Genomic DNA, 21,902 nt, shown 5'->3' on the forward strand with positions numbered 1-21,902 from the left:
TCACCTTACCTATTAACTTTCTTTTTACGACCCCTTTTTACTACGGACATTTCATCTAATTTATTGAAATATTCTTCTATAAATTCTTCATCTATTTTAAGTTTTTCAACATAAAATCTTTTTAATCTTTCTATAGTATTATCGCTTTTTTCTTTCATTCCATCATTACCTTTTTTTATAGATAAGTTTCTACTTTTATATAGATTTATTGCATACTTATCAAATACATTTATATTTTCGTCAGCACCTTTTAATTCATCACATTCTAAACATGGTAATTTTAACATCTCACATTCAAAATCACCATCTTCTTCTACCATTGCACCACAAAATCCATCCATCAAGGGAAGAAATAACTCTGGATAATCTTTTCTTGCCATTTCAATGGTAGAACTAAAAACCTTTTTCTCTTCTATTACCAATAAATCTCTTTTTAATTCATTAATATAATTTTCTTCTTCTATCTCTTGATCTAATTGATATAAATCATTATCAATATTTCCTTTTTCGTCCATAAATTTTTCGTAAAATTCGCTAAATACTTTTTTAGCACTATCTATTCTATTTTCTTTGCTAATATAGTAATAACTCTGAGATTCAATATCTCTATGACCTACTAATCTAGCAACTTCCTCTATTGATAGTCCCGCTTCTAACCACAATGTTATCCTTATCTTTCTTAATGTATATAATGGATATTTAGCCTTACCATCTTCATCAACTATACTATCCTCTACTTCTAATTCCTTCAATCTTCTGTTTAAAGTTTCTTTAGTCACTAATTTATTTCTATACGAAAATAACCTTTTGACATTTAGTCCATCATAATCTGAATAAATAGGTAATGAATCTTTATTTATCTCAATATATTTTTTAATTATTTTATATACTTCATTTGTTAATGGAATATATCTATCTTCCTCATTTTTACTTTTATGTACATATAACGTTGGTGCTTCTTCTGTTCCTTTTAAACAATCATATTTTAAAGTTATCGCCTCAATTGGTCTCATACCATAAGAGTATAATAACTTTAAAATATCTGGTACGTATGGCATTAATTGATACTCGTTAAAATTAACTATTTTATTTTCAATTTTATCAATTTCTTCTTTAGTTATAGACTCCTTTTCATATATAACCTCCAAAATTCCTCCATTAAAAATATCAGTCTTATAGTAATCTAATGTAAAACTCTTATTTAATTTACCATTACTAATTAAATACTCTAAAAACATTTTAAATTGAGACCTCATAGTAAGATACGTTCCATCACTATACCTATTTCCATTTTTATTTTTCATTTTTCTTAAATAAACTATAAAGTCAATTGCCAATTGAAATTTCATATCATCAAAACTTATGACTCCATAAACATCGTCTATCCAATTTAAAAATAACTTTGCAATTCTCTTCCTATTTACTTTATTTGACTCACTACATCCTTCTCTTTCTACATATCTCTCATAGTTAAAATACTCCTCCAAATAATACCCATCTGTAACTGTTAAATTAATTTCATTAATATTCGTAAAACTTTTTCTATTATTAATCTTATAATGTTCATCTTCATCTATTATCCCCATATACTTAAGCACGTTAGTTGTTGCATTTGCAGCATCTTGCTTATCTCTATAGCAATCATAAATATCAGTCATCGTAATATCTCTCAATGGAATATCTTTAACAATCATTATCCTGCAAATATATAATATTACGGCTGGATACGTCCTGCTTAGTGAATACCCATACTGTTCACAACCTTCTTTAATCTCCTCTATTTCATTATCAGTTAGTAAATTTTCTTTATCATATAAACCACTAATATTTATTGAATTATCAACACTTATCCTACCACTTAATATATATATAAGTAATAACTTAGATATTTTAAACTCTATGAATCTTTTCTTTATCTCATTCCCATCAGCATTTAACTGTTCATTAAAATTTGGAAATTTTTCAATAAGTCTTCTGTGTCCTCTAAGTATGCTATCAATATATTTTTTCTGTGCAATTTCGCTAACTAATCCATCACGAGATATACGAATAAAACTCTTAAGTTGTTCATTACTTAAATACTTTTTTTCATTTGTTATTTTTAAATTCCTTATAATTTCTATATAAGTATTTTTAGTTTTATTTTTTCTAGATAAACTTAAACTCTCTTTACGCTCTTGTAACATTAAGTATATACTCCCCTGTTCTCAATTCTTTAATTTCTTCATAATCCATTCCTAATTGTTCTAATATCTTCTCTTGATTTTTTAATGAAATTAAATTATTTCTAACACCCTTTGCTTCTATACCATTATTTTTAATCAAAGTCATAGTAATCATAAAATTTATAGAATACCTTGTTTGTAATTCTGGTAAAAACTCTCCTTCAGTTATAAAATATCTACACCCTTCACATAAATGACTCCATTTACATTTGCATGTACAATATCCAAATCCTAAAAATTTAAAATTCTCAACTATATGTTCAATAGAATACCCTTCCGCAATATTTAACTTCTTAAGAATTTCTAAATACTGATCTGGTAGCATATCAACATTTAATAACTCTTGTAATATTTGAACCCCTTTTCCTACAATCTTTCCACTTTCTATATTCTTACTAATTCTTCTAATCATTTTTTTCTTTGATTGTCGTGTATATTTTTTAGTCATTTTAATAGATCTATGGTTAGAATCTTGTTTTACTCTCATTATATTTCCATTTGTAACTTCATAAATGTCATTAAACTTTTGATGCCTAAATGCATGAAACTTAATATTCTTATAATCTATGTTATTACCATTTTCATCCTTAAACTCAATACCATCTAAAATTACATTTTCATAAAAAACTTTGAGTTTTGGTAAAGATATAACTTTTCCTTTATACTCAAATAAACTATAGTTATATTCATCTAAACTTTCATTAAAAATTAATACATTTTCTCTACTATTAAACCTCTCTATTAACCCATCTAAAGCAGTTAATCCCCAAGGTAATATACCAGTTCTTTTGTTAACCATTTTTGTTTTATCCTTGGTTATAAGAACAATTTCTCCAACCTCATTATTACTTTCATCACTAACTTTCACCCTTTTTTTCAAGCACTTATTATCTAGCCAAATTCCTTCCCCTACTCTTAGACCTGTTCCCATAAGTACTAAAATATAATTTTTAAATAAAAACTCTTCCTCATCTATTGGCTCATATTTTTGAACCTTAGCCAATACCTGATTAAAATGCTGTCTATCTTGAAACATTTTAGGGTTATCTTCTATATCAACCCTTCTATTTTTTAATCCATGCCCTATTTTCCTAATATCTATTGATGCAAACTTCTTATCCTCACTCCATATAAAAAACTTTAATACATGTTGGCATTTAGTATATTTTGTTTCATTTGTATTATTTGATAATTTAACACTTTTATAATACTCCATAATATACTCTTCTTTTATATCATATAAATTTTTTATATCTTTATATTTATTATGTAACCATTTTAAAAATGGTCTTATATTCTTTAAGAATTTATCTGAATTATAATTTTTAAGTGTATATCTTTCTTCAATATATTTATTAATAACATCAATAATACATTTTCTATCTGTTCCATACTTTCTAATTTCTGCGTTATATTTAATTTCTAGCCTTATATTTATTTCATTTCCTTTTAGGTTATATAAAGCCATTACTTTATCTAAAAACAATATATATTGCCTTCTACGCTGTATATCATTGCTAAAAAAATCTGTATTAAGTTCATTTAACCTTTTCACATCAATTTCACTTATATTTTTTATATTAAAGTACGCAAATGTTTTTAATAAAAATTTGTAAAAATCTCGTTTCATATTTTTATTATTTTTAAATTCTTCATCACAAATTTTTTCTAATCTTTCATCGACAACTTCACAATAAATCACTTTTTCCTTTGCCTTAAATATACTTACTTGATCTATAAATTCAAATACAAATAATTTACACTTCAATGTTAGGAATATGCCAATACGTTTAGTATATTTATTCCACTCTACTTTATTAATCATAATTTCTATAAATTCTTCTACTGTACTAAACTTACTAATTATTCTATTGTAATTACTTATATATTGCTTTCTCTCTTTATCATTTTTTACGCTAAAAAATTTTTCTATATAATCTACATATTCTTTTATATTGGGAAATTCATGCACTATTATTTTTCCCCCTTAAAATAATTATTTTCTTTTTCTATTTTTCTAAGCAATTCTTTTTTAGATTCTTCAAATATATGATAATACGTTCTTTTAGTTACTTCTGGGCTTGAATGCCCCAATTGTTCTGCTAATAAATCTAAATCTTTATCTATACCAAGTTCAATACTATTTTTAATCCACTTAGTTGCAAATGTATGCCTAAAAGAATGTGGCGTTAAATCTCCAATTCTAACTCTCATTTCACTTCCCAAAAGTATATTGTTCATCTCTTTATATACTGAATCATACCTTAAGCGTTCGCCTCTATTATTAACAAATAAATAATCATGTTTTTTCCTTTTTTGCTTTAATAAATATTCTCTGTATATAATATAATCTTCTAATAGATTTCTAAAAAGCAGTGTATTATCAGTAAATACTGCTTTTCTCTTTTTCTCAAATTTAATTCTCAAATCTGGTGGGGAATCACTTCTAGGTATAACCAACACTTCCCATACGTTTTCATCATTATTCTTAAGTTTTATATCAGAATCTAGGCTTATTAAATCAATATTTCCTTTTGATTTTTTATATGATATTAACTTTAATCCCAATGCCTCACTAATCCTAAGTCCTGTATTATTTAACAAATTAAATAGAACCCTGTATTGTATCTTTTCTATATTGCTAAAAAAATTCTTTTCTTCATCTTGTTCAAATATCTTAGATACTTCTATTGGATCTATCTTATTTCTTTTACTGTTTATACCTATCTTTTTTAAATGATCTTTTATACCATAGTCATAATATAATTCCCTTGTTCTATTTCCTAGTTCATTCTCTCTATAAACACTTTTAACTTTCTTTTCAAATAATTCCTCTAAATTAACTTCTGCAATTTTATTATTACCCAAAAAAACTAGGTATTTCTTAATATTATTAAGTATCCTTTCTTTTGAGGAGATATCTAAGCCCATATTCATTTTATTGATTACTTTTATATTTTTTATTCTATAGACGTCTAAAATGGGAATAATTTTTAGCATACTTCTTTGAATAGATCTATCCACTTTAAACTTCTCATCTATTATAAGCAAATATATTTCTATAAACTCACTAATATCTTCATATTTAATTTTTTCTTCTGTTAAATTATTAAACATCATGAAATCTAAGAAATAACACAAATCATATGCAACTCTTACTCTGGAGTTTAATGCTCCATACCCTCCTGTTGTATCTAAATATCTCAAATATTCATATACTCTCTTAACAGGTCTATTATAATTATCAATAACAAGAACTCCTGAAAATACTTTATTACTATCATTTAATTTTCTAACATAGTGCATTCCATTTATTTTCATTTCAACATATTTCTTTATAACCATTCTCTTTTCTTTATCCATAATTAAATCCATCCTATATTTCTCATAAATAAAAATAGTTTTGTATATGATATAAATATTATATCATATACAAAACTATCTTATACCCTTTATTTAATTTAACTTATATACATTATGATAAAATTATATATTTTTTCATATATACATACATGGACCTATCACAAATCCTAAATGATATTCTTCAATCTTTTTAGAATTTAATCCTGTTGACTTTTTCAATTCTTGTATTCCAAAGTTCTTTGTCTCATTTAATAATTCTAAACCTTTTTTAACAATAATTCTATTTTCATCAACTAAATCTACAACATCACAAACTGTTGCTATAGAAGCAAATTGTATTAACTCTAAAAACTTTTCTTCATCTATTTTAAACTCATCATATAAGCACTTAGAGAATTTTAATGCTACTCCAGCTCCACAAAGCTTTTTAAATGGATATTTACAATCACTTCTTTTTGGATTTATTACAGCATCTGCATAAGGTATAGTTTCTTTTAAGTCACCTTCACTATTTTCTCTAATTGGAATGTCATGATGATCAGTAATAACTATTTCCATACCAAGTTCTTTAGCTAGGTCTACCTGTTCAAATGCAGCTATACCATTATCACAAGTTAAAATAACTTCATATCCCTCTTCTTTAAGCTTTTTTACTCTTCCACTATGCATTCCATAGCCTTCATCTTCTCTATTTGGAATATAATAACTATAATTTGCTCCTATATTTTTTAACGCTTTGTAGAATATAGTAGTACTAATTACTCCATCACAATCATAATCTCCATAAATTATTATTTTTTTATTATTTGTAATAGCATCTTTTATTATTTGTACGCCTTTTTTCATATCTGCCATAAGATAACCATCATAAAAATCTTCAATTGTTCCATTTAAAAATCTATTAGCTTCTTCGAAAGTATCTATACCTCTATTTGCAAGAAGTCTCAATACTAATGGGTTTTCATTTATAGAATTAGAGAGCCTTAAAAAGCTCTCTTTTTTATTTACTAATATCCAATTTTCTCTCATCTTTCCTCCATAGTAGGACTATTTAAATAACATTTTTCCTTTTATATCCTCAACCTTATCTTTAGATATTTTATCTAATATTTCAAAAGCAAAAGGAATTGCTGCTGCTGGACCTTTTCCTGTTATTATATTTCCGTCTACAACTACTAAATCTTCTTTATAATTGCAGTTTCCTATTTCATTCTCAAAACCAGGATAACATGTAATGTTTTTACTATTTGTTATTTCTGCTTTTGCCAAAGTTATTGGTCCTGCACAAATTGCACAAATCCATTTATTTTCATTATTGAACTTCTTTATAAGTTCAATAACTCTATTATCATCTCTTAAATTTTTAGCTCCTGGCATTCCACCTGGTAATACTAAAAAATCATAATCTTCGATTTCTTTATCTACAATGTTTTTATCGGCTTTCACTATAATATTATGGGATGTAGTTACCTCTTTATCTTTTAGTGAAAAAGTATGGCATTCTACTTCAGCTCTTCTTAATACGTCAACAACTGTTAAAGCTTCTAAGGTTTCAAAACCATTGGCTAATAAAATTGCTACCTTCATAAAAAATCTCCTCCTATAATATAATTTCTTTAATCTCGTCATCTAAAGCAATTGTTATAATATTACTTCCTTTTCCCGCTCTATTTTGAAGCTTTATATCTTCTATATCTACTTCTTTCTTTTCTTTGTTTTTGGAAACTAAAATTATTTTATCATTAGATGTTATCGCTAATTCATTTAAATCCTCGCCATATTGAATAGCTATTATTTTTCCATAAATAACCTCATCATTTTCCTTTAAGCTTATTCCCGTTACTCCTGAAGCTACTTTTCCCATGGTATTTATATTTTCTGAGGAAAACTTTATACCCATACCTTTTTTAGTTATAATTACTATTTCTGCTACATTATTATTATACATCTCTGCTGATATTAATTCATCATTATCATACTTAAATTTATATGACAATTGTGATGAGTAGTTTCCATCAAATTCTACTAATGAAGTCTTTTTAACCATACCTTTCTTAGTAAAGAAATATATAAATCTATTATCTTCAAAGTTTTTTATAGATATTACTTTTATAATTTTTTCATTCTTTTCTAAATCATCTATAATTTTTTCTAGAGGAATTTCACCTTTATTTACTCCTGATAATAAGAAGGCTGGTATTTTAAACACTTTTCCTAAGTTTGTGAAAATTAATATATTACTTAGAGAATCTATCTTTACTTTTAGATTATCATTTTTTTTAATACTATTAAATCCCTTTATTGTTCCCTTTGAAGTTATACCTATAGAAAAATCAATAAAATCAATACTATCACTATACTCAACTTTTGTTACTTCATCTTTATTCGATAAATTAAACATCATTATTGGTAATATATTTCTTGCAGAATCCTCTATGCTAGGAATTGGCAAATTGAATACCAATCCCTTCTTAGTTTCAAAATTTATAAATTCTTTAAATTCATCTTCCTCTAGCAGACTTATATCTATAACTTCTTCAAAATCCTTAAGCTTCGTAGCTTGTAGCTTTGTGTAACTTGTTTGGAATTTATCTAAGGAACTTCTTTTAATTCCACCTCTTGATGTTATAAATTGAACATATTTATTCGGCATAAACGAAGAAACTGAAGCAGTATAGACTATGGTTTCATCTTCTAAATTTAATGTTTTTATTAAATCATCAACTCTTTCACCTTTTTCTTTCCATTTACATTCTGGAATATTTATACCCTTTGTTTGATACATATTTCCCTTATTTGTAAACAAAAGAATGTTTTCTGTAGTATTCGATTTAAATAAGAATTTTAATTCATCACCTTCTCTATACTCAATATCTTCTGCATTTGCATTAACTCTATTGAAAGTTTTTAAAGGAATCCTTTTTATAAATCCATCTTTAGATAAAGTTATCATAACATCTTCTACTACTATAAGCTCTTCTACATCTATTTTAGCTTCATTGTCATCTTTAATAATAGCTGTTTTTCTAGGATTTCTGTATTTATCTGCAACTTCCTTTAATTCAGCTTTTACTACTTTAAGAAGTTCTTTTTCGTCTGATAATATCTTTTTTAATCTTTTGATAGTTTTTTCTAATTCAGCATATTCTTTTTGGAATACTTTTATTTCAAGTCCAGTTAATCTATATAGCATCAGTTCTAAAATTGCTTCTGATTGTATTTCTGTAAATCCAAATTTATTTATAAGATTTATGCCTGCATCTTTTTTAGACTTAGATTCTCTTATTGTTTTAATAATTTCATCTAAAACATCTATAGCTTTAATAAATCCTTCAACTATATGAAATCTTTTTTCTGCAATTGCTAATTCTTTTATAGTTCTTCTTGTTACTATTTCCTTTTGATGATTTACATAATGCTTTATTATAGTCTTAAGCCCCATAGTTTGAGGTTTTCCCTCTGCTAAAGCTACCATATTAAAGCTTAAATTACATTGAAGATCTGTTCTTTTAAATAAATATTTTAAAACCTTATCTGCTACTTCTTCATCAGCTGCTTTTCTTAATTCTATAACAGCTCTTACTCCACTTCTGTCTGATTCATCTCTTATATCAATTATTGATTCTAAAGCTTTAGAATGTCTTTTATCTCCAGTCATCTCAGATATAGTTTGAAGAAGCTTCGCCTTATTTCTTCTAAAAGGAAACTCTGTTATAACTATTCCAATTTTCCCGTTTTCAAGCCTTTCGATATTGGTTTTAGCTCTTAAGGTTACCTTTCCCTCTCCCGCTTCATAAGCAGAAAGTATAGAGTTTTGTCCTATTAAAATTCCTCCAGTAGGTAAATCAGGTCCCTTTACATACTCCATAAGTTCTTTAGTTGTTATTTCCGGATTATCTATATATGCTAATACTCCATCAGTAACTTCTCCTAAATTATGTGGAGGTATATTTGTCGCAAGCCCTACCGCAATTCCAAATGTACCATTAACTAGAAGATTAGGATATCTACTAGGAAGTACCTTAGGTTCCATCTCACTATCTGAATAGTTCGGAACCATATCTACAGTATCTTTATCTATGTCTCTAAGCATTTCTATGGCAATGGGAGCAAGTCTTGCTTCTGTATACCTCATTGCTGCGGCTCCATCTCCATCCATAGATCCCCAGTTACCATGACCATCTATAAGGGTTTCTCTAGTTGAAAAATCTTGTGCCATTATAACCATAGCATCATAAACTGATGTATCACCATGTGGGTGATATTTACCTAATATATCTCCAACTATTCTTGCTGACTTATAATATGGTTTATCTGGAAATGCTTTTAATTGATATGCACCATATAATATTCTTCTATGAACTGGTTTTAATCCATCCCTAACATCTGGCAGTGCTCTATCCTTTGCAACTTCTATAGCATAAGGCAAATAGTTATCAGGCATTGCCTCCTCTAAAGGAACTCTAATTATATTATTATCCCTTGGTATATCATTAACTTTCTTCGCCATATTTTTTCTCCATCCTATTTATTAAAATTCTCCATATTTATACATATATGTTTTTCTTGGCTCAACTATATCTCCCATAAGTAATGAAACCATCTTTTCAGCTTTAGCAGCATCTTCAATCGTTACTTGAAGTAAAGTTCTTGTTTCTGGGTTTAGTGTAGTTTGCCATAATTGATCTGGATTCATTTCTCCAAGACCTTTATATCTTTGTATAAGTGCTCCTTTTCCTATTTCCTTTTTTACACTTTCAAGCTCATCATCACTATATGCATATTTATGAACTTCTTTCCCTTTAACACTTTTATACACTTTATATAATGGTGGCTGAGCTAAATATAAATGCCCATTTGCAATTAGAGGTCTCATATATCTATATATATAAGTCATCCATAAAGTTCTTATATGATATCCATCTACATCTGCATCACTCATAATTATAATTTTATCGTACTTTAAATCTTCTTCTTTATAATTATCTAAGGTACCTGTGCCTAATGCTGTATTAAATATCTTAAGTTCCTCTGATGCTAATACATTTTCTAGCTTTTGTTTTTCTGTATTCATTATCTTACCTTTTGAAGGCATTATAGTTTGAAATCTTCTATCTCTTGCTTGTTTTGCCGAACCCCCTGCTGAATCTCCCTCAACAACAATAAATTCATTTACAGTATTATCTTTCAGTGTGCAAACAGCAACTTTTCCTGCAAGAGGTGCTGCACCTTTTCCTACTTTTCTTTTTTCAGCTTCATTTATTTTTTTTATTTTTTCTCTTCTTTGAGCTGCTTGAAGCGCATTGTTTATAAGCATAGAAGCAACTTCTTTGTTATCTTCTATCCACTCATTAAACTTTGTGTAAGCTAAGTCATTCATCATTGTATAAGCTTCAGTACTCCCTAGTTTAGTTTTGGTTTGTCCTTCAAATATGGGATTTGTAATCTTTATTCTTAAGATAGCTGTCATTCCTTCTCTTAAGTCGTCACCTTCAAAATCCTTATCTTTTTCTTTTACAAGTCCAAGTTTCTTAGCACCTTCTTTAAATGCTCTTGTCATTCCTGTTTTAAATCCAGTTTCATGGGTTCCTGCTTCTTTTGTTGGTATATTATTAACATAACTCGCTATATTTTCTGTAGTAGAATCTGTAAATTGTACACATAACTCTCCAAACATTTGTATATTATTAACGCTTCTTTCCCCTTCAAAGTAAATTGGATTATCATGAAGTGTAGTTTTACTTTCATTTAAATATTCTATAAAATCTAAAAGCCCTCTCTCTGAGTAATACTCTTTTCTAAACTCATCTTTTCTTAAATCTATTAATTCTAAATACATTCCTTTATTTTGAAATGCTAATTCTTGTAATCTTTCATCTATTATGTCAACTTTAAAATCTGTGCTAGAAAAAACATCCTTATCTGGCATAAAAGTAACTCTTGTTCCTGTTTCCTTGGTTTTGCCAACTATTTCTAGTTTTGTTACAGCTGTTCCTGGCATATCTCTTTTTAGCTCTTTATCATAAGCATATTCAAATCTTTGTTTATATATATTTCCACTTTGATGTACCTCTACTTCTAACCAAGAAGATAACGCATTAACTACAGCTGCACCAACACCATGCAACCCTCCTGATGTTTTGTAGTTTTTATTATTAAATTTTCCTCCAGTATGTAACTCCGTAAAAACCATCTCTACTCCAGATTTTTTCTTAACTGGATGTATCCCTGTTGGAATTCCTCTTCCATTGTCTATTATAGTAATACTTTTATCTTTATTTATTATTATTGTAGCTTTATTTCCATATCCATTAGATATTTCATCTATAGAATTATCTAAAATCTCCCAAACACAATGATGTAATCCTTTAGTTCCTGTAGATCCTATATACATTCCAGGTCTTACTCTAACTGGTTCAAGCTTTTCTAAGGAAGTTAAATCAGTAACATCATATCCTTTCATCAAATCTTCACTCATACAAACCTCCAAAATCACTATTATTGCGTTAAACTAAACTTATACCTTAGTTTAACCATACCTTCTCATTATAATCTTTTTAATTTTATCATAATTAATCTATAAATAAAAATATAAATCTTTCTAAAGAAAATGTCAAACAAATGTTCGAGATAGATTCAAGGTAAACTCTTTATATTTTTTTATTTTATCAATTAAAAAGCTGTATTAAATTAATTTTAAAATCAATTTAATACAGCTATATATTCTAGAAATTTCACTTTAAGAAAAATCTGATTTCAAAACAATGTTTTTTACTGAACATCACAAATTTCTATATTTCTAACATGCTTTGTCGGATTCCATTCTTTATTATTTTTTCTTAGCATACCTTCAATAGTTATTGGAATCCATGTTAATGTATATAAAGAATATAATAAAAATCTAAAGAATAAAATTAGTTTCTTTTTTCCTAAGAATAATGCCGTTGCTAATAAAAATGCTAAATTATAAACTATATCTATTAATAAAACCGTTGAATAATTATCTACCTTAGTTGCAAAAATTGGTAGTATAAATACACTTAATGAATAAAATATAAGCATAACAAACAATCCTGGTGATATTTTTTTATCTAATCTCATAATTAAAGGAGTAATTAAAAATTGCATAACACCAATAACTTTAAATGAAAAATCTCCAGTCAGATAGCTAATTAAGAAAATATTAAGTCCTTCTGGACTCATGCCTTGTACAAAGCTTAAAACCGTTGATATACCAATCATTAAAGTAAAGAAAGGTTGAATTACGTATAAAGCACAATCTAAAACAAACCATTTTCTTTCTTTAAATCCCTTTTTAAGTAGCTTAAAGAAATATCTAGATGCTACATCTGTAAATCCTTGCATCCATCTTCTTCTTTGAACCCATGATTGTTTTAGAGTAAGAGGTTTTTCATCATAAATAATAGCATCATGTGCCCATCCAACTTTTTCTCCATTCAAAATTAACTTACAACTAAACTCTAAATCTTCGGTTAAGCATGTAGCTCCCCATCCAAATTCTTGTAAAATCTCTGTATCTATAGCAAATCCTGTTCCACCAATTTGATTTGATAATCCAATATTCGCTCTTGCTAGTTGATACATTCTATTCTGAGTCCAGAAAGCTATTGAATATGAAGTAGCTATCCATGAATCATTAGGATTTTTACTATCTATGTAGCCTTGTACTACTTTATAACCTTCTAGCATTTTTGAATTAATTTCTTTACACCAATTTTTTGATACTAAATTGTCAGCATCAAATACTGCAACCGCATCATATTTCTTTTGCATTTTAAATATCTTATCAAATAACCACTCTAATGCATATCCTTTACCCTTTTGATCTTTATTGAATCTTTCATAAACATAAACACCATATTTTCTTGCTATTTTAGCAGTATTATCATCACAATTATCAGCAATCACAAATACATCATATAGCTCTCTCGGGTAATCTTGATTTAACATACTTTCCACTAGTTTTCCGATAACAACTTCTTCATTATGAGCTGCAACTATCATTGCAAACTTTTTTGTAGGTGTATAATTTTTCTTTTCTGTCTTTCTTATTAAGCCAAAAAAAGCTAAAACAAAATAATACATCATCATTGCAAAGACAATAACCTGAAATACACCTGTCACAGCTAAAATAATTTCTTTCATTACATCCACTCCTATAAATAAAGGATATTTTCCTTATATTACTATTTAGTACATTATCTTTGACATCTTTATTAAATATATTCTAATAGGGGTAAAAAATCAAGTACTGAAATCTTAAAAATTCATTAATATTACTACATATAAATTTTATAAATAGTTTATTGATTTATTATTGATTAGTATATTTATCTTAATATTAATTATATCTTTATATATATTATTTTATCCTATATAAATAAAGATATAATTAATATACTCATGTAATAATTTCCTTATAATTGCGAAGCATTTTATCTAGTGAAAAGTTAATAGTGAAAAGTGAAAGAATTAAGGTACATCTACTTCAGGCAAGCTTCAGTAGGTGGCTTTCATACTAAGTTCAGATGTACAGAAATTATATTCCGCAAGTATTCAATGCCTTCTATGAAAAAAAATTTTAAATACATAGATGCAAAGCACCTTTACTCCAAAATCCTGTAAGGATTTTTTCCTCAACTTTTCACTCTTACACTTTTCACTTGTAATATTTTGCTTCACAAAATATTACAAGTTTAATTAAAAGAAAAGCCATTTAGTTATAAATATATTTTACAACTAAATGGCTTTTTATTAATAAACTCAAAATAGGGGTTGCTATTTTTGAGATTTATAACATTAAACTATACCTTGAGACATCATGGCTTCTGCAACCTTTATAAAGCCTGCTATATTAGCTCCCATTAATATATTACCTGGCTCACCATATTCTTGTGCTGCATTTTTAGAATTTATATATATGTTGACCATTATGTCTTTAAGTTTTGAATCAACTTCTTCAAAATCCCAAGATAATCTTGAACTATTTTGTGACATTTCTAATGCCGAACAAGCAACTCCACCAGCATTTGCAGCCTTTGCTGGACCAAACATTACTCCAGACTTTTGAAGCAACTCTATTGCATCTAAGTCTGTTGGCATATTTGCACCTTCTGAAACAACTTTAATACCATTTTTAATTAAAATTTCTGCTGCTTCTTTATTTATTTCCCCTTGTGTTGCACAAGGAAGTGCAATATCACATTTAATTTCCCAAATTCCTCTAAATCCTTCTGTATATTTAGCATTTGGTACATAGTCTAAATATTCTTTAATTCTTCCTCTATTAACTTCCTTAATTTGTTTTATTATATCTAAATTTATTCCATTTTCATCATATATATATCCATTAGAATCACTTAATGCTACTACTTTTGCACCTAATTCATTTGCTTTTTCACAAGCATATATAGCAACATTACCTGATCCTGATATTACTACTGTTTTATCTTTAAAACTTAAATTATTATCACTTAACATTTTTTCTGTAAAGTACACTAGTCCATATCCAGTTGCTTCTTTTCTTACTAAACTCCCACCATAGGCAAGTCCTTTACCTGTTAATACCCCTTGATCATTTGCATTTTTTATTTTCTTGTAATACCCATACATATATCCTATTTCTCTTGCTCCAACTCCTATATCACCTGCTGGAACGTCCGTATCAAGTCCTATATGCTTGTATAATTCTGCCATAAAACTTTGACAAAATCTCATTACTTCTCTATCTGATTTTCCTTTTGGATCAAAATCTGAACCACCTTTTCCTCCACCTATTGGCAATCCAGTTAGTGAATTTTTAAAAGTTTGTTCAAATCCTAAAAATTTTATTATACTTTGATTTACTGATGGATGAAATCTCAAACCACCTTTATAAGGTCCTATCGCACTATTAAATTGAACTCTAAATCCTCTATTAACTTGTACTTTTCCATTATCATCTATCCATGGAACTCTAAAAAATATTTGTCTTTCAGGTTCTACTATTCGTTCTAATATTCCTTCTTCTATATATTCAGGATGTTTATTAAATACTGGTACAAGTGAATTAAGCACTTCCTTTATAGCATTTAAAAATTCTTCTTCCCCAAAATTTCTTTTTTCCACTTTACTAATAATTTCATCTACATATTTTCTTCCAATCATATTCAAAACTCCTTTGTCCCCAATAATTCCTTTATATTAGCATATTGATATATTTTTTGATATATTTTTTCTATTTACTCTCTATTATTGTTAAATTATTAATATTATACATCTTTTCATGAGTAAATGTAAATATAAAAATTACAAAAAAGATATGTTATTTTTATTAACATATCTTTTTTATCTATTTTTTGTTTCGTTCAATATCTTCTATTATATATTTAATAAATTTAATATTTTTACCTTTATTATATAAATATATAGGAATAGATGTTATTACCCCTACTAAAGTTCCACAAATTATATCCCACATAGTATCATTTAAACTTCCATTCTGAGCCTTTAATCCAAAAAGAGAATCAGTTGTAAATTCCCATATTTCCCATACTGCAGCTGCAGATGTAGCAAATAATATTACAAAGATAACAGAAATTAATGGATGTATTTCTTTTCTTACTTTTTCATTTGTTAAATATAAAAATAAAACATAGCCAATTATAGCAATTATCGCTCCTGATAATAGATGTAGAAATTTATCATAGTTAGTTATAGAATAAAAATCTAAAACACTAGCTAAATACATTGATAAAAAAATGAACAGCATATTAATATAATATATAACTTTTGCTCCCTTGAGAAAGGTTCTTATATATAACGAATATACTCCAAGAATAGTTATAAACGTAAGGCCTATTCTGAAAAGTTTTTCTATATCTATATTTATTAAGTAATATATTGAAGTTGCTAATAGTACTCCAATAAATGAAATAGCAAATATAAGTTCATTGTTATGATTTTTTTCTTTCACTATTATCACCTCTAGAATTTATAATTTTATTTAACTGATTGTCTTTTTACTTTTAAATAAAATTAATGCTGATATTGCCCCCATTATTAAACCACCCAAATGTGCGTAATTATCTATATTAGATATAGTTATTCCTATAATTACATTTATAGCTAGAGTCTCTAATATATTTTTTACATATTGTTTTCCAATTTTATTTTTTTCTTTTAATCCAAATACTAACATAGCACCCAAAAGTCCAAATATAGCACCTGATGCTCCAACCGATACACTATTTGGATTAAATAAATAACTAAATAATGATCCCGATAAAGCAGACAAAATATAAATTAATATATATTTTTTACTTCCATATATATATTCAACTTCTTTTCCTATTATATTAAGTGCACTCATATTAAATAAAATATGCATTATTCCACCATGTAAAAAAGTAGATGTTATTAATCTATATATTTCCCCTCTATTAATTAAAATATTAACTTTTGCACCCATTTGAATCAAAGTATATATGTTAATATCAATTAAATTTCTTGATTTAATAATTTCAATCAAATACACTAAAATATTTAAAATAATTATTGTATATGTAACTTTATATTTTTTGAAATTTATTTTCTTCTTATTATTTTCATTTATCATGTAATTTATAATAGGAATAAATGCTTTAGAACCTTCACTAGAATATAGTATTTTCTTATCTTTTACTGAAAATATTAGTTTATTGTAATAATTATTTTTATTATAATTTATATATTCTTCTGAAGCTAAAATTATTAAATTTACTACAAATCTTTTATTTAAAGATTTTAAAAGATACTCTTTTGCTTCATTAAAATCTACTTCTTCATTCATATCATTTGATACAACAACTGAAACTACTACTTCATTTAAATCAATTAACCCTATCCATCTTTCTTCTTTATGAAATTCGCTATAATAACTTCTCATAAAAAAGTTTAGTTCTTTAGTTAATAAACCAAAAAATATTTTTTCAAAATTCTTCAAAGTCCATCCCCCTTAATTAGCGCAATAAAAATATTAGTAAGCAATCAATAAAAATTATTAATTGCTTACTATTAATAAACTTCTCCAAAATTTACCGCAAAAAGTTGTGAACTATACCTTGTAAATCATAAAATGAAATAAATTGTTAATTGAAATTTATTTCTTTATCTAGCATATCTAAAAGTTCATTAAATCTTTCAACAGTTGCTTCTAGAGGTTGTGACGTAGTCATATCAACTCCTGCTTTTTTTAATATCTCTATTGGATAATCACTTCCACCACTTTTTAAGAATTCAATATATTTAGAAACAGAATCTTCCTTTCCTTCTAGTATTGATTTTGCAAAGGCTGAAGCTGCTGCATATCCTGTAGCATATTGATAAACATAAAAATCTGAATAAAAATGTGGTATTCTAGCCCATTCAATATCAATTTCTTCATCTACTACCATATCTTCACCAAAATATTTAACATTTAAATCATGCCAAGCTTTATTATAATCTTCAGCAGTTAAAGACATTCCTTTTTCCAAGCTTTCATGAGTAAATAATTCAAATTCTGCAAACATAAGTTGCCTAAATACAGTTGTTCTTATTTGCTCTAACTCTTGATTTATTAAATATAATTTTTTCTTTTTATCAGTTTCTTTATTAATTAAGTAATGAATAAGAAGAGCTTCATTTGTAGTTGAGGCTACTTCTGCACAAAACAAAGTATAACCTGCATAAATATATGGCTGCTCTTTTCTTGAATAATAAGAGTGGATAGAATGACCCATCTCATGTGCTAAAGTGGATACATCATGTAATTCATAATTGTAGTTTAATAAAACATATGGCATTGTTTTATATCCACCCCAAGAATATGCGCCTCCCCTTTTGCCTTTATTTTGATATATATCTATCCAACCATTTTCTACACCATTCTTAAAAATATTTAAATATTCTTCTCCTAATGGCTTTAACCCTTCTAAAACCATATTTACACCATCATTAAATTCTATATGCTCTTTTGGTATCTCTATTACTGGAACATATAAATCATACATATGCATTTCATCTAATCCCAATAATTTTTTCTTTAAAGAAACATATTTATGAAGTGATTTTAGATTCTCATTTATAGTTTTTATAGAATTTTTATATACTTCAACTGGTATATCATTTGGACTTAATGATGATTCTAGTGCAGAATTATACTTTCTAACCTTAGCTCCAAAATTAAAATTCTTTAGTGAGCTTGTTAAAGTAGTTGAAAATGTATTTTCTAAATTTTTATATTCTTTAAATAAAGTTTTAAAAGCTTCTTTTCTAACTTTTCTATCTTTACTTTTTATAAATGATGAGTAATTTCCTTCTGTTAACTCTACATTTTCACCATCTTCATCAATTATATTCCCAAATTTCATATCTGCATTTGTTAACATATTATGAATAGATGATGGAGCATCTAAGCAATCTGAAACTTGTGCTAGTAATTCTTCCTGTTCTTTGCTTAATATATGAGGTTTTTCCTTTAATATGTCCTTAAACATAAATGAATAAACCTTTAATTTATCATTACTATCTATAATATTCATTATAAATTCATCATCTAATGATAATATCTCTGGTACAAAATAAGCTGTATATGATGCAAATTCAGCCATATAAGAATCTATCTTGTTCATCATAGCTTGATACTTTGAATTTGATGTATCCTCATCACATTTTAAATGAGCATATACATAAACTATTTCTGCTTTTATTCCTAAATCTATATACTTTTCTAAGTAATTTAAAATATTTTCAGCATTATTTAGTTTGCCTTCAAAATCTTTAAGAGAAGGCGATTCTTTTTTTAGTTCCTGGAAAGCATTTTCCCACGCATCATCATTTGAAAATATTTCATTAACTTTCCATTTATACTTATCTTCAATTTCTTCTCTCTTTTTCAATATCTTTAATTCACTCATAACTTCTGCCTAATTTATTAGGCTCTCCTTTCTAATTATAGTCATCTTCTTTACCTTCAATATCCTTAAAGGCATTTTCCATAGCTTCTTCGATTAACTCAACACATCTTGTTATTCGTTCTTTCATGAATTCATAATCATCTACATATTTAAATTTTACTAAAAAAGTAGGATTATATTCATCTAAAGAATCCTCAATTTCAAATTCTTCCTTTATAAAAGCATCATAATTAAAAACATCATATATTGCTGAGTATTCCCATTCTTCTACATCTTTATTTGTATCAAAATATAAATTTACAACTTCATTGCTAACAAAAAGCTTTTTTACATATAATGCCCCTTCTGAAACTTGAAAACTTCCAAGCTCCTTAGTTATAAATCCCGTTTCTTTATCCTTTTCCATTAATACTAAACTTGAAAAATCCATATATATTCCTCCAATATTTTTACTTTGGTTTTATTTAACTTATCTATATTATATGTTTTATTCATAATATAAATCAACAAAACTATGGTAATTAACTATTAACAATTTATGATCAATAACTTAACTAAGAAAATCTGCTCAATTTCTTAGTTAAAATAGCTTTGTAATTTAAAACTATGTCAATAATACAAATAAATAAGTAAATTTATAATATATCTAAAGTTATTGTTGCAAACTATTCGCATTTTCATATATAATAAGTCTAGATTATTTAGGAGATGATTTTTTAATGATTAATATAAAAGACTTATGTTTTTCATATTCTAATAAACCACCATATTTACTTAAAAATATAAACTTAAACATACAAAGTGGTATATATTTATCTATAGTTGGTGAAAATGGAAGCTGTAAAACTACATTAATAAAACTAATACTTGGCTTATTAAAACCTACCTCTGGTAGTATAGAAATTAATTCAGATTCAATTGGGTATGTTCCCCAAAGACTTGATTCTTTTAACTCACAATTTCCAATTACAGTTAAAGAGGTTTTACTATGTCATAAAAAAACTTTGAAAAATAAAAATATAAATATCTCTTCAATCCTTGAAAATGTTAGTATGAGTGATTATGAAAACAGACTTCTAGGTATGCTATCTGGTGGACAACAACAAAGAGTTCTTATTGCAAGAGCTTTAATGGGTAATCCTGATATAATTATTCTTGATGAACCCTCTACTGGCGTGGATGAAAAAAATCAAATTGAAATCTACGGTATTTTAAAGAAATTAAATGAAATTGATAAAAAAACTATTATATCAATAGAACATAATATAGATATTGCTTTAAAGAACTCAACTCATATTCTTAAAGTTGATAATGGAAATATTAATTTATTTACCACTGATGAGTATAAAGAGTTTAGAAATAAAAGTTTTAAATTAAATGATGCTATTTAAGTTTATTATTAGGAAAGGTAGATAATATGTTTCAATTAGATTTTATGCAAAATGCCTTTATGGCTGGTTTTATAATATCAATACTTTGTCCTTTCATAGGACTTTTTTTAGTGCTTAGACGATATTCAATGATTGGTGATACACTTTCACATTCTTCTTTTGCTGGTGTTGCTATTGGTTTAGTTATAGGGGTTAATCCATTAATAACAGCCTTCTTATTTACAACACTTTGTGCTATAGTTATAGAATTCTTAAGAGAATATTATAAAAAATATGCTGAACTTGTTATGTCTTTAGTTTTAACCTTTAGTTTAGGTATAGCTATCATACTTATAAGCAGTGGTAAAGCTTCTGCCAAGGTAAATTCATTTTTATTTGGAAGTATTCTTACCGTTTCTAAAGAAGATATTTTCTTAATTTTGATAGTTGGAATTATTTGTTTAGTTGCTTTGATCTTTTTATTTAATAAGCTTATTTACATTACTTTTGATGAAGAAGGTGCAAAGACTTCAGGAGTAAAAGTAAAACTTATAAATTATATTTTTACTATACTTGTTGGCTCAACTATTTCTATGTCAATAAGAGTAATGGGAATACTTGTTATATCATCCATAATGATAGTGCCTGTTGCAACTGCAATGCAATTAAAAAAGGGATTTAAGACAACATTACTATTCTCCATAGGTTTTGGAATGTTTGATATTATGATGGGATTATTTTTATCATATTATATTAATAGTGCTCCAGGGGGTACTATTGCAATTACATCTGTGTTCACTTTAATTTTAGTCATAATCTTCGATAAATTTTTTAATTTAAAACAATAAATATAATAAGGGGCTGTCGCACTAATAATTAGTGCACAGTCCCTTTTTGTGCAAAAAAATAAATCCTAGACTCCATGAGTTTAGGATTTATGATAAAATATTTTTATGCACAAAGAAAATATTTTACAAAAGAATTATACATTAAACCAAAAGTTTTAT

General features: G+C 26.7%; 15 protein-coding genes. 2 read left to right on the plus strand and 13 right to left on the minus strand.

Features of this window, described 5'->3' with window-relative positions; genetic code table 11:
* Positions 1-5: 5 nt before the first annotated feature.
* The 13 genes from AAT22_RS14040 to AAT22_RS14100 all read right to left on the minus strand — a co-directional run bounded on the left by AAT22_RS14040 (position 6) and on the right by AAT22_RS14100 (position 19,955).
* Positions 6-2,186, minus strand: a complete 2,181-nt coding sequence (locus tag AAT22_RS14040) for a site-specific integrase (protein ID WP_047001690.1) — start codon at positions 2,184-2,186, stop codon at positions 6-8.
* On the minus strand, positions 2,170-4,197 hold the full coding sequence (locus AAT22_RS14045; protein ID WP_047001691.1) for a tyrosine-type recombinase/integrase: 2,028 nt from the start codon (positions 4,195-4,197) through the stop codon (positions 2,170-2,172). Before AAT22_RS14045 ends, AAT22_RS14040 begins: the two co-directional genes overlap by 17 nt.
* 2 nt (positions 4,198-4,199) lie before the next feature.
* Entirely contained in the window at positions 4,200-5,588 is a 1,389-nt protein-coding gene (locus AAT22_RS14050) for a tyrosine-type recombinase/integrase (RefSeq protein WP_172655025.1), read from the minus strand.
* A gap of 135 nt (positions 5,589-5,723) precedes the next feature.
* Complete coding sequence (locus AAT22_RS14055; RefSeq protein ID WP_242849833.1) at positions 5,724-6,617, minus strand: DHH family phosphoesterase; 894 nt, start codon at positions 6,615-6,617, stop codon at positions 5,724-5,726.
* A gap of 18 nt (positions 6,618-6,635) precedes the next feature.
* Entirely contained in the window at positions 6,636-7,175 is a 540-nt protein-coding gene (locus AAT22_RS14060) for a DJ-1 family glyoxalase III (protein ID WP_016208244.1), read from the minus strand.
* 13 nt (positions 7,176-7,188) lie between these two features.
* Positions 7,189-10,098 carry a DNA topoisomerase IV subunit A gene (locus tag AAT22_RS14065; protein WP_047001693.1) on the minus strand — a complete coding sequence of 970 codons (2,910 nt, stop codon included), beginning with the start codon at positions 10,096-10,098 and terminating at the stop codon, positions 7,189-7,191.
* A 21-nt stretch (positions 10,099-10,119) separates the two neighbouring features.
* Positions 10,120-12,066: a DNA topoisomerase IV subunit B gene (locus AAT22_RS14070; protein WP_016208245.1), complete on the minus strand. Its 1,947-nt coding sequence runs from the start codon at positions 12,064-12,066 to the stop codon at positions 10,120-10,122.
* 293 nt (positions 12,067-12,359) lie between these two features.
* Complete coding sequence (locus AAT22_RS14075; RefSeq protein ID WP_016208246.1) at positions 12,360-13,754, minus strand: glycosyltransferase family 2 protein; 1,395 nt, start codon at positions 13,752-13,754, stop codon at positions 12,360-12,362.
* Positions 13,755-14,408: 654 nt separating this feature from the next.
* Positions 14,409-15,755, minus strand: a complete 1,347-nt coding sequence (gene gdhA, locus AAT22_RS14080) for an NADP-specific glutamate dehydrogenase (protein WP_016208247.1) — start codon at positions 15,753-15,755, stop codon at positions 14,409-14,411.
* Positions 15,756-15,939: 184 nt separating this feature from the next.
* Positions 15,940-16,563, minus strand: coding sequence for a hypothetical protein (locus AAT22_RS14085; protein ID WP_016208248.1), 624 nt, complete (start codon positions 16,561-16,563; stop codon positions 15,940-15,942).
* A 30-nt stretch (positions 16,564-16,593) separates the two neighbouring features.
* The gene (locus AAT22_RS14090; protein ID WP_047001694.1) at positions 16,594-17,571 is read right to left on the minus strand and encodes a rhomboid family intramembrane serine protease; all 978 of its coding nucleotides are present in this window, start codon (positions 17,569-17,571) and stop codon (positions 16,594-16,596) included.
* Positions 17,572-17,716: 145 nt separating this feature from the next.
* The gene (pepF, locus tag AAT22_RS14095; protein WP_016208249.1) at positions 17,717-19,525 is read right to left on the minus strand and encodes an oligoendopeptidase F; all 1,809 of its coding nucleotides are present in this window, start codon (positions 19,523-19,525) and stop codon (positions 17,717-17,719) included.
* A gap of 31 nt (positions 19,526-19,556) precedes the next feature.
* The gene (locus tag AAT22_RS14100; RefSeq protein ID WP_016208250.1) at positions 19,557-19,955 is read right to left on the minus strand and encodes a DUF6762 family protein; all 399 of its coding nucleotides are present in this window, start codon (positions 19,953-19,955) and stop codon (positions 19,557-19,559) included.
* A gap of 289 nt (positions 19,956-20,244) precedes the next feature.
* Between AAT22_RS14100 and AAT22_RS14105 the strand changes: the two genes are divergently transcribed.
* Together AAT22_RS14105 and AAT22_RS14110 are read left to right on the plus strand one after the other, a co-directional pair.
* Entirely contained in the window at positions 20,245-20,916 is a 672-nt protein-coding gene (locus AAT22_RS14105) for a metal ABC transporter ATP-binding protein (protein ID WP_016208251.1), read from the plus strand.
* 26 nt (positions 20,917-20,942) lie between these two features.
* Complete coding sequence (locus tag AAT22_RS14110) at positions 20,943-21,743, plus strand: metal ABC transporter permease (RefSeq protein ID WP_047001695.1); 801 nt, start codon at positions 20,943-20,945, stop codon at positions 21,741-21,743.
* Positions 21,744-21,902: the final 159 nt, after the last annotated feature.

The sequence above is a fragment of the Clostridium sp. C8 genome (assembly GCF_001010885.1).
GTDB classification, from domain to species: Bacteria; Bacillota; Clostridia; order Clostridiales; family Clostridiaceae; genus Clostridium; species Clostridium sartagoforme.

Bases quoted from the DNA above. Each gene is read 5' to 3' on its own strand.
- pepF (WP_016208249.1), bottom strand. From the start codon at position 19,525: ATGAGTGAATTAAAGATATTGAAAAAGAGAGAAGAAATTGAAGATAAG.
- AAT22_RS14100 (WP_016208250.1), bottom strand. From the start codon at position 19,955: ATGGATTTTTCAAGTTTAGTATTAATGGAAAAGGATAAAGAAACGGGA.
- AAT22_RS14110 (WP_047001695.1), top strand. From the start codon at position 20,943: ATGTTTCAATTAGATTTTATGCAAAATGCCTTTATGGCTGGTTTTATA.
- gdhA (WP_016208247.1), bottom strand. From the start codon at position 15,755: ATGATTGGAAGAAAATATGTAGATGAAATTATTAGTAAAGTGGAAAAA.
- AAT22_RS14060 (WP_016208244.1), bottom strand. From the start codon at position 7,175: ATGAAGGTAGCAATTTTATTAGCCAATGGTTTTGAAACCTTAGAAGCT.
- AAT22_RS14105 (WP_016208251.1), top strand. From the start codon at position 20,245: ATGATTAATATAAAAGACTTATGTTTTTCATATTCTAATAAACCACCA.
- AAT22_RS14065 (WP_047001693.1), bottom strand. From the start codon at position 10,098: ATGGCGAAGAAAGTTAATGATATACCAAGGGATAATAATATAATTAGA.
- AAT22_RS14055 (WP_242849833.1), bottom strand. From the start codon at position 6,617: ATGAGAGAAAATTGGATATTAGTAAATAAAAAAGAGAGCTTTTTAAGG.
- AAT22_RS14070 (WP_016208245.1), bottom strand. From the start codon at position 12,066: ATGAGTGAAGATTTGATGAAAGGATATGATGTTACTGATTTAACTTCC.
- AAT22_RS14040 (WP_047001690.1), bottom strand. From the start codon at position 2,186: ATGTTACAAGAGCGTAAAGAGAGTTTAAGTTTATCTAGAAAAAATAAA.
- AAT22_RS14050 (WP_172655025.1), bottom strand. From the start codon at position 5,588: ATGGATAAAGAAAAGAGAATGGTTATAAAGAAATATGTTGAAATGAAA.
- AAT22_RS14075 (WP_016208246.1), bottom strand. From the start codon at position 13,754: ATGAAAGAAATTATTTTAGCTGTGACAGGTGTATTTCAGGTTATTGTC.